This is a genomic window from Moraxella sp. E33BD, assembly GCF_041807865.1.
Lineage (GTDB): Bacteria > Pseudomonadota > Gammaproteobacteria > Pseudomonadales > Moraxellaceae > Moraxella > Moraxella haemolytica.
This window is the reverse complement of record NZ_JBGTZD010000003.1, coordinates 122,864-135,652: the sequence shown is the minus strand read 5'-3', so window position 1 is coordinate 135,652 and position 12,789 is coordinate 122,864. Positions and strand designations below refer to the sequence as shown.

At 43.3% G+C, this 12,789-nt stretch carries 12 protein-coding genes; 1 reads left to right on the top strand and 11 read right to left on the bottom strand.

Annotation, left to right across the window (positions count from 1 at the left end; all coding sequences use genetic code 11):
• Nucleotides 1-36 precede the first annotated feature (36 nt).
• Together metW and ACERC6_RS02730 are read right to left on the bottom strand one after the other, a co-directional pair.
• Entirely contained in the window at nt 37-654 is a 618-nt protein-coding gene (gene metW, locus ACERC6_RS02735) for a methionine biosynthesis protein MetW (protein WP_373627655.1), read from the bottom strand.
• A gap of 68 nt (nt 655-722) precedes the next feature.
• On the bottom strand, nt 723-1,934 hold the full coding sequence (locus ACERC6_RS02730; RefSeq protein WP_373627656.1) for a homoserine O-acetyltransferase: 1,212 nt from the start codon (nt 1,932-1,934) through the stop codon (nt 723-725).
• Nucleotides 1,935-2,219: 285 nt separating this feature from the next.
• On the opposite strand from ACERC6_RS02730, the gene hemH reads away from it, so the two are divergent.
• Nucleotides 2,220-3,185: a ferrochelatase gene (gene hemH, locus ACERC6_RS02725; protein ID WP_373627657.1), complete on the top strand. Its 966-nt coding sequence runs from the start codon at nt 2,220-2,222 to the stop codon at nt 3,183-3,185.
• A gap of 87 nt (nt 3,186-3,272) precedes the next feature.
• On the opposite strand, the gene ACERC6_RS02720 is transcribed toward hemH, so the two are convergent.
• The 9 genes from ACERC6_RS02720 to ACERC6_RS02680 form a co-directional block, all read right to left on the bottom strand.
• Nucleotides 3,273-3,896 carry a trimeric intracellular cation channel family protein gene (locus tag ACERC6_RS02720; protein WP_284673224.1) on the bottom strand — a complete coding sequence of 208 codons (624 nt, stop codon included), beginning with the start codon at nt 3,894-3,896 and terminating at the stop codon, nt 3,273-3,275.
• Between the two features lie 55 nt (nt 3,897-3,951).
• Nucleotides 3,952-4,089, bottom strand: a complete 138-nt coding sequence (locus ACERC6_RS02715; RefSeq protein ID WP_373627658.1) for a hypothetical protein — start codon at nt 4,087-4,089, stop codon at nt 3,952-3,954.
• 43 nt (nt 4,090-4,132) lie between these two features.
• A complete protein-coding gene (gene gmk / locus ACERC6_RS02710; protein WP_373627659.1) occupies nt 4,133-4,771 on the bottom strand; it encodes a guanylate kinase in 639 nt (212 codons plus the stop codon).
• A 105-nt stretch (nt 4,772-4,876) separates the two neighbouring features.
• Nucleotides 4,877-5,362 (bottom strand): protein disulfide oxidoreductase, encoded by a 486-nt coding sequence (locus ACERC6_RS02705; protein WP_373627660.1) that lies wholly within the window; start codon nt 5,360-5,362, stop codon nt 4,877-4,879.
• 67 nt (nt 5,363-5,429) lie between these two features.
• The gene (locus ACERC6_RS02700) at nt 5,430-7,652 is read right to left on the bottom strand and encodes an NADP-dependent isocitrate dehydrogenase (protein WP_373627662.1); all 2,223 of its coding nucleotides are present in this window, start codon (nt 7,650-7,652) and stop codon (nt 5,430-5,432) included.
• Between the two features lie 267 nt (nt 7,653-7,919).
• The gene (locus tag ACERC6_RS02695; protein ID WP_373627664.1) at nt 7,920-8,813 is read right to left on the bottom strand and encodes a LysR family transcriptional regulator; all 894 of its coding nucleotides are present in this window, start codon (nt 8,811-8,813) and stop codon (nt 7,920-7,922) included.
• Nucleotides 8,814-9,065: 252 nt separating this feature from the next.
• Nucleotides 9,066-10,451 carry an APC family permease gene (locus tag ACERC6_RS02690; RefSeq protein ID WP_284673218.1) on the bottom strand — a complete coding sequence of 462 codons (1,386 nt, stop codon included), beginning with the start codon at nt 10,449-10,451 and terminating at the stop codon, nt 9,066-9,068.
• 391 nt (nt 10,452-10,842) lie between these two features.
• A complete protein-coding gene (locus ACERC6_RS02685; protein WP_373627666.1) occupies nt 10,843-11,616 on the bottom strand; it encodes a pteridine reductase in 774 nt (257 codons plus the stop codon).
• On the bottom strand, nt 11,609-12,781 hold the full coding sequence (locus tag ACERC6_RS02680) for a tRNA nucleotidyltransferase (RefSeq protein ID WP_373627667.1): 1,173 nt from the start codon (nt 12,779-12,781) through the stop codon (nt 11,609-11,611). Before ACERC6_RS02680 ends, ACERC6_RS02685 begins: the two co-directional genes overlap by 8 nt.
• Nucleotides 12,782-12,789: the final 8 nt, after the last annotated feature.

The following is a 12,789-nucleotide window of genomic DNA, read 5'->3' as shown; positions in this document are numbered from 1 at the left end:
AAAAACTCAATGGATAAATCAAGCCTAAGGTGGGTGTTAGCGTAGTTTTGTAATGCGATACACCGCCACATCTGCCAATAGATTGGGAGCGACTTTGACGATTTTATTGCGGATAAACGCTGGGATTTTTTGGTTTGGGTTGTCCCATAGAGCGACTGTTTCAAGAATACGAATGTCGTTATCGTGGCAGAGTTTCTCAAAATCCTTGAAAGTGCATAGGTGTATGTTTGGCGTGTCATACCACTGATGGGGCAGGGTCTCACTGATGGGCATGATGCCTTTAATGCCTAGATACATTCGGTTTTGCCAGTAGGCAAAGTTGGGAAAAGTTACAATGCCAAACTTAGCAACACGAAGCATGTCGTTTAATAAATCTTGGGGGTTTTTGACTGCTTGCAAGGCACGAGTCATGACGACTGTATCAAAGCTGTTATCAGCGAAGCGAGCCAAGCCATCGTTTAGGTCTTGCTCTACGATGTTTAGCCCTTTGGCGATGGCTTGATTGATTTTATTGGAATCAATTTCAATGCCATAACCTGACACGCCCAGACGCTCATGCAAGTGAGCCAGTAGCGTGCCATCGCCACAGCCTAAATCTAGGACTTTAGCACCTTGTGTTATCCAGTTTTCGGCTAATTGATGGTCTATATTCATGGTTTTTCTTGGTGGTTAAAAGTAGGTCGATAAATAAGGCTTGAGTCTTTGCTTGGTTTATAGCCTTGTCAGCTAAGATGGTTTTTGTCATGCTGTTTGTGAGTGAAATTGATGGTAGGAGCATTTAAAAACCCTCGAACGGCACTGGTGTAGCGGTCAATGTCAAATAAGAACGAATCATGCCCATGAGGTGCATCTACATTAACAAAGCTAACAGGCTTATCATTTGCCATGAGTGCATCAACAATTTCCACCGAACGCTCTGGGCTAAACCGCCAGTCAGTCGTGAACGAGACGATCAGAAACTTGCATTCGGTACGAGCAAGGGTCTGCTTGAGTGCTTCTTTTTCATCTAAGTGATCGGTCGTATAATCCCGTGTTGGGTCAAAGTAGTCAAGGGCTTTGGTCATCAGCAGGTAAGTGTTGGCATCAAAATTTTTGCTAAACCGCTCACCTTGATAACGCAAATAACTCTCCACCTCAAATTCCACATCAAAGCCATACATGAATTTGCCCGACTTTAAATCACGCCCAAACTTAGCTCTCATGGCCTCTTCGGTGATGTAAGTAATATGCCCAACCATGCGAGCCAATATCAGCCCCCGTTTAGGATAAGTACCGTGCTTTAGATACCAACCATCATGAAAGTCAGGGTCGGATAAGATAGACTGGCGTGCCACTTCATTAAAGGCAATATTTTGGGCGGATAGCTTAGGAGTACTTGCGATGATGACCGCTCGCTCTAAACGGCTTGGGTAATCGACCGACCATTGCAGGGCTTGCATGCCACCCATTGAGCCACCGATGATGGCGTGCCATTTGGCAATGCCTAAGCGGTCAGAGAGCATGACTTGGGTTCTCACCCAATCTTTAATGGTGATAAGGGGAAAATCCGCCCCCCAAATCTCACCTGTGGCAGGGTTAATCGATGTTGGACCTGTTGAACCATGACATGATCCGATGTTGTTGAGACACACCACCAAAAATCGGCTCGTGTCTATCGTCTTGCCATTGCCAATCAGATTGTCCCACCAGCCTGCTTTGGTATCGTCAGGCGAATGATAGCCTGCGGCGTGGTGCGAGCCTGATAGAGCATGGCAGATTAAGATGGCGTTGGTTTTGTCAGGATTTAGTGTGCCATAAGTTTCAATAACAAGGTCAAAACTTGGCAGTACTTGTTCGCATTCTAGGCGTAATGGCTGGTTAAAATGCAGGGTTTGGGGTGTAACTATTCCAACAGAAGTTGGGTCAAGATAAGGTGCTTGGTTGTGAGATTGCACGAAAATTATCCATTTTTTGTTTGTTTTTGTAGTGAATTAAAAGGGGTTATTGTAGCATTTTGTTTGGCTCTTAATCAATGACTTGGTCAGCTTGATAAAGAATTTTGGCAAAGTTTGCTTGGCTGATGGCGACTTGGCGGTTTTTTGATTTAACCAAATTAAATTATTGATACAAATAGACTGCTATTTTTGATAAAAAAATGGTACACTAAGTCGCATTGTAACAATGTACATCAATCAAAAAGTTTTAATAAGACAGTTGCTAAAATAAGTTAAAATAAGCACATGAAAACAGCCATTATCCTTGTCAATCTAGGTACACCAGATGAGCCAACACCGCAGGCAGTGCGTCGCTACTTGCGTGAGTTTTTGTCCGATACCCGAGTGATTGAGATGCCATCGTTTATTTGGCAGATTATCCTAAATCTATTTGTATTGACCACTCGCCCTAAGCGTGTGGCTCATGCCTATGAAAGTGTATGGACGGATAAGGGGTCGCCACTGCTTGCGATTTTAAAGGCACAGGCAAGTCAGCTTGAGCACAAACTCTTTGAGATGGGCAAATGTATTTCTGTATTTCCTGCTACCACTTACGGCAATCCAAACATCAAGCAGGTACTACAAGAGCTACAAGCTAAGGGGTATGATGACATTATTGTCCTTTCATTATATCCACAGTATTCAGCGACCACGACCGCCGCTGTCTTTGATAAAGTGGCAGACTACTGCAAGGCACAGCGTCATATGCCGGCCATTCAGTTTGTGGGTGATTATCATGATCATCCACTGTATATACAGGCTTTGGCAGACAGTATTCGTAGATTCTGGGCGGTGCATGGGCGTGCTGAGCGTCTTTTAATGAGTTTTCATGGCATTCCAAAACCTTATGTTGATAAAGGCGATCCGTACGCTGAGCAATGTCATCGCACAGCAACGCTAGTCGCAGGCGAGCTAGGTCTTAATGATGATGAGTGGGCGATTAGTTTTCAATCTCGTTTTGGGGCACAAGAGTGGCTAAAACCCTATACTGATGAACTATTAACCCAATGGGGTGCAGAAGGGCTGTCTGTACAAGTACTAAGCCCTGCCTTTAGTGCTGATTGCCTTGAAACCCTAGAAGAACTTGCGGTAGAGAACCGTGATAACTTTATGAATGCAGGCGGTAAGTCCTATCAGTATATCCCTGCCTTAAACACCGATGAGCGACACATTCAGTTATTGGTAAGTTTGGTGGGGCGTTATTTGTCATAAATTGGCATTTGATTACGATTAACTTGGTTCTTTTATCAAAAAACCTGTCGTATCGGCAGGTTTTTTGATAAAGACTTAAACAAACAATCATAGCAGGCGAATGGATGGTAGATGCCAGTCAAAACGAATGGCAAGCATTCTAACCCCAAAGATGATGCCTAAGGCTAAAGTGTCTTGAATGCCATTGACAACACCTAGATAACCCAAAAGAAAGTACACCACTGAACCGATGATACTGGCACTGATGTAGATTTCTTTTTGTAATACCAGTGGAATTTCGTTGCAAATCATATCACGCATGATGCCACCTGCGATGCTTGTTAATACCGCCATCATGACTGCAATGAATGGATGGGCTCCAAAAGACAGCCCAACCTTTAGTCCGATGATGCTAAATGCGGCCAGACCCACTGCATCAAAGAATTTGAGCGTCCAATCAATTTTTTGGTAATAGCTAAAAAACATCTGACAAATGAGCGATGTCAATGTGATGATGATAATATAGTTCAGATCGGTCATCCAAAATAGTGGGTGGCGGTCTAGCATGACATCACGAATCGTTCCACCGCCGATGGCATTGACCATTGAGACCAAAATACAACCAAAAAAGTCAAATTTTCGGTGCAGGGCTAAGGTTGTGCCTGCGATAGAGCAAGCGATGATACCCACCATATCAAGCAGATAAATCATCAGTTCAGGGGTTGGTAACATATGTTGTCTTAAATAATCAGAGTGTTTGAAATGGTACGGACAAAGCGAATTAAACCTATCGTTGCCATTGCTGCCGATTTAGCTGATGGCGGACGGTGCGAGCAAGTCTGATAGGCACCATCATTGATGCTACCCATCTTTCTTGTGTGGCATCAATGATGGTAACAAATGCCTGAATTTGCCATCGGTTCATCAAGAACAAGGTTCTTAAAATGCTGATGGCAATTAGCAATATATCAGTCTTGTGATAATAGGGAGCTGATGAGCGTGTGATGGCGACTTTGTTGTTTGGCGAGTGTCAGTCGATTGGCAGTAATGATGGACTGTAAGTCGGTTAACGCTTGGTTAAAATCGTCATTGATGACCACATAATCAAAGTGATGATAATGTTGCATCTCATGAGTAGCACCTGCCAATCGAGTATTGATAACCTCAATGCTGTCCTGACCACGATTTGATAGGCGGAGTTTTAGAGTATCTTTGCTTGGCGGTAAAATAAAAATCATCACTGCGTGCTCAAACTTTTCTTTGACCTGCAAAGCTCCTTGCCAGTCAATTTCCAAGACAACATCAATTCCTTGATGAAGTAGGTCATCAACAGCCTGTTTGGAAGTGCCGTAGTAATTGCCAAAGACTTTGGCATATTCAAAGAACGCACCGTTTTTGATGAGTTGTTCAAAGTCGTCCTTGGTTGTAAAGTGGTAATGTACGCCATCTATTTCGGCAGGTCTGGGGTCTCGTGTGGTGTGAGAGATACTCACTTTTAGCTGTTCGGTGCTTGCTAGCAGTTCTTTAACCAGACTGGTTTTGCCCGTACCTGATGCGGCGGTGATGATAAATAGTGTGCCTTGGGTGTTTGTGCTGTGTGTATTCATGATGCTCTTGAATAACCGTCAATGATAAAAGGGGTATTAAAAAAGTATGCCATTAAAACAAACATTATAACACAAGCCTATCGTGTGATGAAGTTTTGTTGACATTTATAAACGAGCAAACCACAACCGAGCTTTTAATGACCAAAGTGGGGCAAATCCTGTGAAACTTTGTTTAATTTCACCATCTTTTAAAATGATAAAAGTTGGCACAACCTTACCTTGCCAGTCGGCAAAGATATCCCCTGCTAGGTCATTGATGACGATAAAATCATAGTCGTGAGTTTGTAGGTAAGTACTAAGCTCATCGGTGCTGTCTGATTTGACCGCCACAGAGACAATGGGTGTGCCTGTCTGATGTAGCTGCTGAATGTTGGGTGTGGTGAATCGGCAGATACTACACCAAGTTCCCCAGAAGTAGAGCAATACTGGTTCTTTATGGCTTTGGGCGATGACATCAATTGGTGTCTGGTGCTGAAGATAGGTCAGTTGCGGAACTTTTGGCATGGCAGGAGCTCGCCAAAAGTTAACGGCACTGTATATTACCAAGAATATCAGCAGATAGCCACAAAGATTGATTAGAAGTTTTTTCATAATAGGTGTTTTATGTGTTAAGAATAAAAATGCCACCTAGTTAGATGGCAGTTTTTTGTGGTTGGGTTTATAGCTGTGCAATGATGCGATTAAAGGTCTCGCTTGGACGCATGGTAGCAGTTAATACATCACGGTCGGCAGCATAGTAGCCTTTGGTATCAACTGGTTTTCCTTGTACGCCATTTAGCTCGTTAATAATGGCAGTCTCGTTTTCTGATAATGCTTGTGCAATTGGAGCAAATTCCGCTGCCAATGCCGTATCAGTGCTTTGAGCTGCTAGCTCCTCTGCCCAATATTTTGCCAGATAGTAGTGGCTACCACGGTTGTCAAGCTCACCTGCTTTACGCTTCGGTGATTTGTCATTTAGTAGTAGTTTTTCGGTAGCAGCATCTAGGGTGTTAGCCAATACTTGAGCTTTGGCGTTGCCAGTTTTTTGAGCGGTATGCTCTAGTGATACCGCCAGTGCCAAGAACTCGCCCAAGCTATCCCAACGCAGATGGTTTTCTTCGTTGAACTGCTGAACATGTTTTGGTGCACTACCGCCAGCACCAGTCTCAAACATACCACCACCGTTCATCAAAGGCACAATAGATAGCATCTTGGCTGATGTGCCAAGCTCTAAAATTGGGAATAGGTCGGTTAGATAATCACGCAGTACATTACCTGTTACACTGATGGTGTCTTGTCCATCTTTTAGACGCTCAAGGGTGAATTGGGTAGCGTCAGCGATAGACAAGATGCGTAAGTCCAAACCATCGGTGTCAAGCTCGCCAAGATAGGTGTTAACTTTTTTGATGAGTTCGGCATCGTGTGCACGATTGGCATCTAACCAAAATACCGCAGGCGTGTCTGAAAGGCGAGCACGGTTCACTGCAAGTTGTACCCAATCTTTGATGGCAGCGTCTTTGGTTTGGCAGGCACGCCAAATGTCGCCGTCTTGCACTTCGTGCGATAGCAACACATTGCCTGCATCGTCAATCACTTCTACCTTGCCTGCACCTTTGATTTCAAAGGTCTTGTCGTGCGAACCATATTCTTCAGCCTTTTGAGCCATTAGACCGACATTTGGCACAGTACCCATGGTAGTTGGGTCGAATGCACCATGCTTTTTGCAGAATGCAACCACGGTTTCATATAGCGGTGCGTAGGTGCTGTCAGGAATGGTAATTTTGGTATCTTGAAGTTCACCATCGGCGTTCCACATACGACCTGAGGTACGAATCATTGCAGGAATTGACGCATCAATAATCACATCGCTTGGCACATGCAGGTTGGTAATACCTTTATTGGAATCTACCATCGCAATGCTAGGGCCTTCATAGAATGACTTGGCGATCAAGGTCTCTACATCGGTGCGAGTATTGGCTTCTAGTTTGTCTAGATTGGCAAATAGGTTGCCTAGCCCATTATTGACATTGATGCCGGCACTGTTTAGTTCGTTGCCAAATTTTTCAAACACTGGAGCAAAAAACGCTTTAACCGCATGACCAAAGATGATGGGGTCGGAGACTTTCATCATGGTGGCTTTCATGTGCAAACTAAATAACACGCCTTTTTCTTTAGCATCTTGGATTTCACGGCTTAAGAACGCAATCAAGGCGTTTTTGTTCATGACGGTTGCATCAAGCACTTCACCTGCTTGTAGTGCCACAGGCTTGCGTAGTTCGGTGCGGTTGCCAGTATTGTCAGTAAAGATGATATTGGCATTCATTGCAACAGGTGCGGTGAATGATTTTTCGTTGTGAAAAAAGTCATGATCTGACATGGTAGCGACATGGGTTTTTGAGTCGGTTGTCCATGCACCCATTGAGTGTGGGAATTTTTTGGCAAAGTTTTTTACCGCTTTTGGGGCACGGCGATCAGAGTTGCCTTCACGCAAAACTGGGTTTACAGCTGAGCCTTTGACACGGTCATAGCGTGCTTGAATGTCTTTTTGTTCATCGGTGGTTGCATCTGCTGGATAGTCAGGCACGGCATAACCGCCACTTTGTAGTTCTTTGATGGTCGCCAGTAGTTGTGGCATAGACGCAGAAATGTTTGGCAGTTTGATGACATTGGCGTCTGGCTGCTTTACAAGTTCGCCAAGTTCAGCAAGTGCATCAGTAGTGCGTTGTTCTGGGCTTAGGTATTCAGGAAACTGAGACAGAATACGACCGGCAAGTGAGATGTCGCTAGTTACAAAATTGATGTCAGAACTTTTGGTAAAGGCTTGAACGATTGGTAATAAAGAATGCGTTGCTAGGGCAGGGGCTTCATCTGTATAGGTATAGATGATGGTAGATTTACTCATAAAAACTCCAGATTGTCATGTTGTAAATAGGGGGAATGCTGTGATTGGTATCAACCAAATATCCAGCGTCATCACAAGTGATGGTATCTGCACTTGTAACTAAGTCCATTTATTGCGTTGTCATTATATCATTGATGATGCTAAAGTAATAATATTGTTTGCATGATAAAAATACCATTACCATTTATTTAAAAAATATATACATTTAGCTAAATTTAGTCTCATCAGCCTTATTAACGGTCAAAAAGCATCATTGGGACTGATTATTTAGGTGGTGGGTTTTTTGATGTCATCAAACAGTGCTAAAAGCCCACGCATATACACCATATTAAGACTGCTTGAACGCACTGCTGCATACAGCTGACAATGCACGCCATCAGCTAAAGGGCGACTAACCACCCAACCTTTTTTTTCGTATTCTGACACCACCCAGTCAGGTAGGGCTGCTACACCTCGTTCGCTGGCGACCAGCTGAATGAGCATGGCGGTCAGTTCGGTGGTGCGAATACTTTTGGGTTCAATGCCTTTTGGTTCTAAGAACTTAGCGATGATATCAAGGCGTTTTTGTTCTACAGGATAGGCGATTAGGGTTTCGGTTGCCAAGTCGTTTGGGTGAATGGTGTTTTTGCTGGCTAAGCGATGAGCGGGCGAGAGTACCAGACGGCTTTCGTAGGTAAATAGGGGCTGATAATGAATATCCTCAGTCGACAAATGACTGGCTGTGATTAGCAGGTCAATATCGCCATCGATGAGCATCTGATGTGGATCTGGCTCAAATCCTGTGGCAAAATCAAGCTCAACATCACTGTACTCTTTGCGATAGATATTTAAAATTGGCATCAGCCAATCAAAGCAACTGTGGCATTCACTTGCCAATCTAAGTTGTCCTGATTGTCCGTGTGCCAGTCGCTTGATGTCGGACTTAGTGCGTGCTACCTGAGGGAGAATATTATCCGCCAACTGTAAGATAAGGCGACCTGCAGGCGTAAAATTGACAGGACGGCTACGGCGATTGACCAGTGTGATGCCATAGTAATTCTCCAACTCTTTTAGTTGATGGCTGATGGCGGATGCGGTTAGGTTTAACTCGTTGGCGGTCGTCGCAAGAGAGCCGTGACGGGCAAGGGTTGAGAGCATCTGTAAATGACGGATTTCTAGCATGATGGCTGAACGGTCTTGATAAAAGTTTTCATCATTTTAGCATAGATTGTTAGAATTTTTTATGTTGAATAAGCACTTGGAGTAAAAAGGCTAGTCAAGTAAAACTAGATTGGGCATCATACACCATCTTGTTGCGTACTGATAGATGATGAAATTTAGATGGTAAGATTATGCTTGTTTATTGTGGTAATTTAACTGCTTTTGGAAAGTAAAAACCCCATCATGAGATGGGGTTTTTGTATGAAGGAATGATTATACATCTTCTTCACGATATTGGGGGACAGGTTTTTTGAAGCCTGCGGTTTTGATGCCAAGCCACACAAATCCAATAGATGCCCATACCAAACCGACTTTTAGTGTCTGATGATCCACTTCTATCCACATCAAAAACACGCTGATGAAGCCAAGTACAGGAACGATGATATAGCTTAGAATGTCTTTGGCGGTATTGACTTTTTTATCACGGAAAGCATAGCGGAAAATCACCGACAAATTGACGAAGCTAAATGCGGTTAATGCACCAAAGCTGATCAAGTTTACTACTGATTCTAAGCTGATAAAGCCTGCTGTTAGAGCAATTGCACCTGCAATTAAGATATTATTCACTGGTGTAAAGAAGCGTGGACTAATTTGACCAAAGATTTTGTTGCTGATCACGCCATCACGACCCATGACATACATCAAACGAGATACGCCTGCGTGTGCTGAAATACCAGACGCCATAACTGTGATGATGGCAAAGCTTAGTACCCAACCTTTAAAGGCGGCACCACCGACGGCTTCTAAAATTTCAGGTTGAGTCTCATCAATCAACTTAAAGTAGGTAGCAGGGTTGTTTGGGAAATAGATTTGCATGAAATAAGTACTGATGATGAACACAACACCTGCAATCAGCGTAGTTAGAATCATCGCTCTTGGCAGGGTGTTTTTGGCATCTTTGGTCTCTTCGGCAAGATTTGACAGTGAATCAAAGCCTGTAAATGAGAAGCACAAGATGGTTGCACCAGTAATCAAAGCTCCTACTGAAGTCATGCTATCCCAAAAAGGTGTCATGCTCCACAACTGGTAGGCATTCTCTGGACTGATAAGACCATCAGCGTTCAAGCCGCCTGCTAATGCATCGTAGGTCAGATAGACAAAGATGGCAATAATACCAAGCTGAATGAATACAATCCAACTGTTAAAATATGCCACCACCTTAGAACCAAAGATATTAACGCCTGTCATGATGGCGGTAAGTCCAATGACCCACACCCAACTGTTAATTTCGGGGAATAGGGCATCTAGGTAGATTTTTGCCAAGATGATGTTAACCATCGGCGATAGCAGATAATCTAGCCAACTTGACCAACCCACCATAAAGCCCATCGCAGGGTTAATGGATTTTTGGGTGTAGGTGTATGCAGAGCCTGATGAAGGATAGACACGAATCATGTGCCCATAGCTGATAGAAGTGAGCAAAATAGCAACCAATGCGAATAAATACGACATTGGAACATGTCCGCCGCTCTCATTAGAAACTAGGCCAAAAGTATCAAGAAGTGTCATCGGCTGAATGTAGGCTAAGCCAATAATGATGACATGCCAGAGTCCAAGATTTCGTTGCAACTTAGCAACATTAGTAGTAGGTGTACTCAACGGTAGAGTCCTCCAAAAAGCGTGCGTAAACGCAGAACAGAGAAAGGCGTTGGGGTGCTAATACTGTTATCAAACTTACTTTTGGCAGATTGCAAATTTAGCAAAGCTAAAAATCTGTTAGCGGGCGTGTTTGAGATTTGATTAAGCTATCAACTCCGAAAATTTTACAAAATAAAACCCAAAAAGCCTGATGGATAGTTTGGGGTATTGTTAAACAAAAGATTAAAGGATGTATTCTACCTTAAAAATGACTGCATGCCAATATAATTTTTACTTTAGGTAAAAATTGGCAATAATTGGGCAAGAATATGGCGTAAAAAGACATACCTTTGTCTGAATGTTTTTGGTAGTTTGACCATATTCACCTTGGTGGATAGTGGTGGGCTAAAAATTATCCACCTTTGAGTGTCAAACTGCGACCACCATCCACAGCAATCACTTGCCCTGTGATGTAAGGAGTGTGTGCTAAGAATGCGACCGCCTGTGCAATGTCGGCAGGAGTGCCTATCCGACCTAGTGGGACGGACTGGATGAGTGCATCTTTGGTGGATGGATTTAGTGATGCATTTTGGTTGTCATCAGGAAAAATATTCACTCCTGGAGAGACACCATTGACACGCACGCATGGTGCCAGTTCTAGGGCGAGAGACTGCACCATGCCAAGATGAGCAGATTTTGCCATATTGTAGATGGGGTAGCCAATAAAAGGTTTATCACGAGCATGAATGTCTAGCAAACTTATGATGACTCCTTGTCGCTGAGCAAGTTCATCTTTAAATGCAAGACTTAAGAATAATGGTGCTTTGGCATTGGTTAAAAATAAATCGTCCCAATCTGCCTGCCATGTTTTAAAACCGTCATCTAAGGCGGTCGGATAAAAGCTAGAAGCGTTATGCACGAGTACATCAAGCCTGCCAAATAGTTCTATGGTCTGTTTTTTAAAGGCGTCAAGGGCAACATGGTTGTTGATGATGGATAAGTCTGCCTTGATAATCTTAGCGGAGTTAGGGCGGACGGCATTGAGTGTGTTTGCTAGCACCTGTGCATCTGCATGGCTATGATGGTGGTGGATAATGACATCATAGCCTTGATGATGAAAGGCGGTACTGATGGCATGACCGATACGCCTTGCTCCGCCTGTAACGAGAACAACTTTATTATTCATAAGAAAAATACTCGTTGATTAAATGCTTGATTTTGTCTTGTCTTACGCTACTTAACGCCATATGAATCTCCCTGCCTGTTAGCTGAGGGCTGATGTCATTGATGCTTACGCTTTTATAGAGTTTGATTGCCTGATGTATCATTTGGGCTATCTTATTTTGATTGGTTATTAAGCCACGATGAATGATAAAGATGGTGGTCAATACATCATTTAGGGTTTGTGTGTTGCCTTGATGAGCTTTGGTTTTCTCTATCAGATTAAGCACATCAGTTGCATTGATTTTTTGATTAAAAATATCATCAAACTCTGTCAATAAGTTGGCGATTTGGATAGGGTATTTGGGTGTGTTTAATTGGTGGGCGATTTTAGCGACTAACTGTTTATTTAAATTGTCATCACCCAAATAACCGCTGCATAAAATAGCAAACTGTACTGCTATGTTGCAATTTTTTGCCAAAGTTAGATCATCAATCGCTTGTTTAAAAACCGTGTCATTTTGCCAGCACGCATCCAATTCTGCCAAAAAATGGGGTAAAATCGCCAAATCTTTCAATGCCTGCCAATAAATATGCCCTGTGCCATTCTCCATTGCCTTTACGCTTTCTGCCCATAAGCGTTCACGACTAAGGTGAGATAGCTCGCCATCGTTTGACATTGTTTGCATGAGTACGATTGTTTCGTCAGCGATTTTAAAACCGTGTGCAAAATAGCGTGCCAAAAATCTTACCGTGCGTAAAATGCGTAGTGGGTCTTCACTAAAAGCAGGAGAGATGTGGCGTAGTGTTTTGTTTTGTAAATCAGTTAATCCACCATAAAAATCAATCACTTCGCCTGTTTTTGGCGTGTCATCAAACAGCCCTACCACCTCCACTGCTAAGGCGTTAATGGTCAAATCCCGCCTTAACAAATCATCAACAAGACTTATGCCTTTTGTGTCAGTAGAAAATCCCTGATAGCCCAATCCGTTTTTTCGTTCCACACGGGCTAAAGCGTACTCAAAATGGGTATCAGGATGCAAAAATACAGGAAAATCTGCCCCCACTTGATTAAATCCAAGCGACTTCATTGTATCAAAATCCGCCCCCACGACAACAAAGTCTTTGTCCTTGACGGACAGACCAAGTAGTGCATCTCGCACCGCACCACCGACTAAATAGACTTTCATGGGGTCTC

Bases quoted from the DNA above. Each gene is read 5' to 3' on its own strand.
- ACERC6_RS02715 (WP_373627658.1), bottom strand. From the start codon at position 4,089: ATGAACCGATGGCAAATTCAGGCATTTGTTACCATCATTGATGCCACA.
- gmk (WP_373627659.1), bottom strand. From the start codon at position 4,771: ATGAATACACACAGCACAAACACCCAAGGCACACTATTTATCATCACC.
- hemH (WP_373627657.1), top strand. From the start codon at position 2,220: ATGAAAACAGCCATTATCCTTGTCAATCTAGGTACACCAGATGAGCCA.
- metW (WP_373627655.1), bottom strand. From the start codon at position 654: ATGAATATAGACCATCAATTAGCCGAAAACTGGATAACACAAGGTGCT.
- ACERC6_RS02720 (WP_284673224.1), bottom strand. From the start codon at position 3,896: ATGTTACCAACCCCTGAACTGATGATTTATCTGCTTGATATGGTGGGT.
- ACERC6_RS02680 (WP_373627667.1), bottom strand. From the start codon at position 12,781: ATGAAAGTCTATTTAGTCGGTGGTGCGGTGCGAGATGCACTACTTGGT.
- ACERC6_RS02700 (WP_373627662.1), bottom strand. From the start codon at position 7,652: ATGAGTAAATCTACCATCATCTATACCTATACAGATGAAGCCCCTGCC.
- ACERC6_RS02705 (WP_373627660.1), bottom strand. From the start codon at position 5,362: ATGAAAAAACTTCTAATCAATCTTTGTGGCTATCTGCTGATATTCTTG.
- ACERC6_RS02695 (WP_373627664.1), bottom strand. From the start codon at position 8,813: ATGCTAGAAATCCGTCATTTACAGATGCTCTCAACCCTTGCCCGTCAC.
- ACERC6_RS02685 (WP_373627666.1), bottom strand. From the start codon at position 11,616: ATGAATAATAAAGTTGTTCTCGTTACAGGCGGAGCAAGGCGTATCGGT.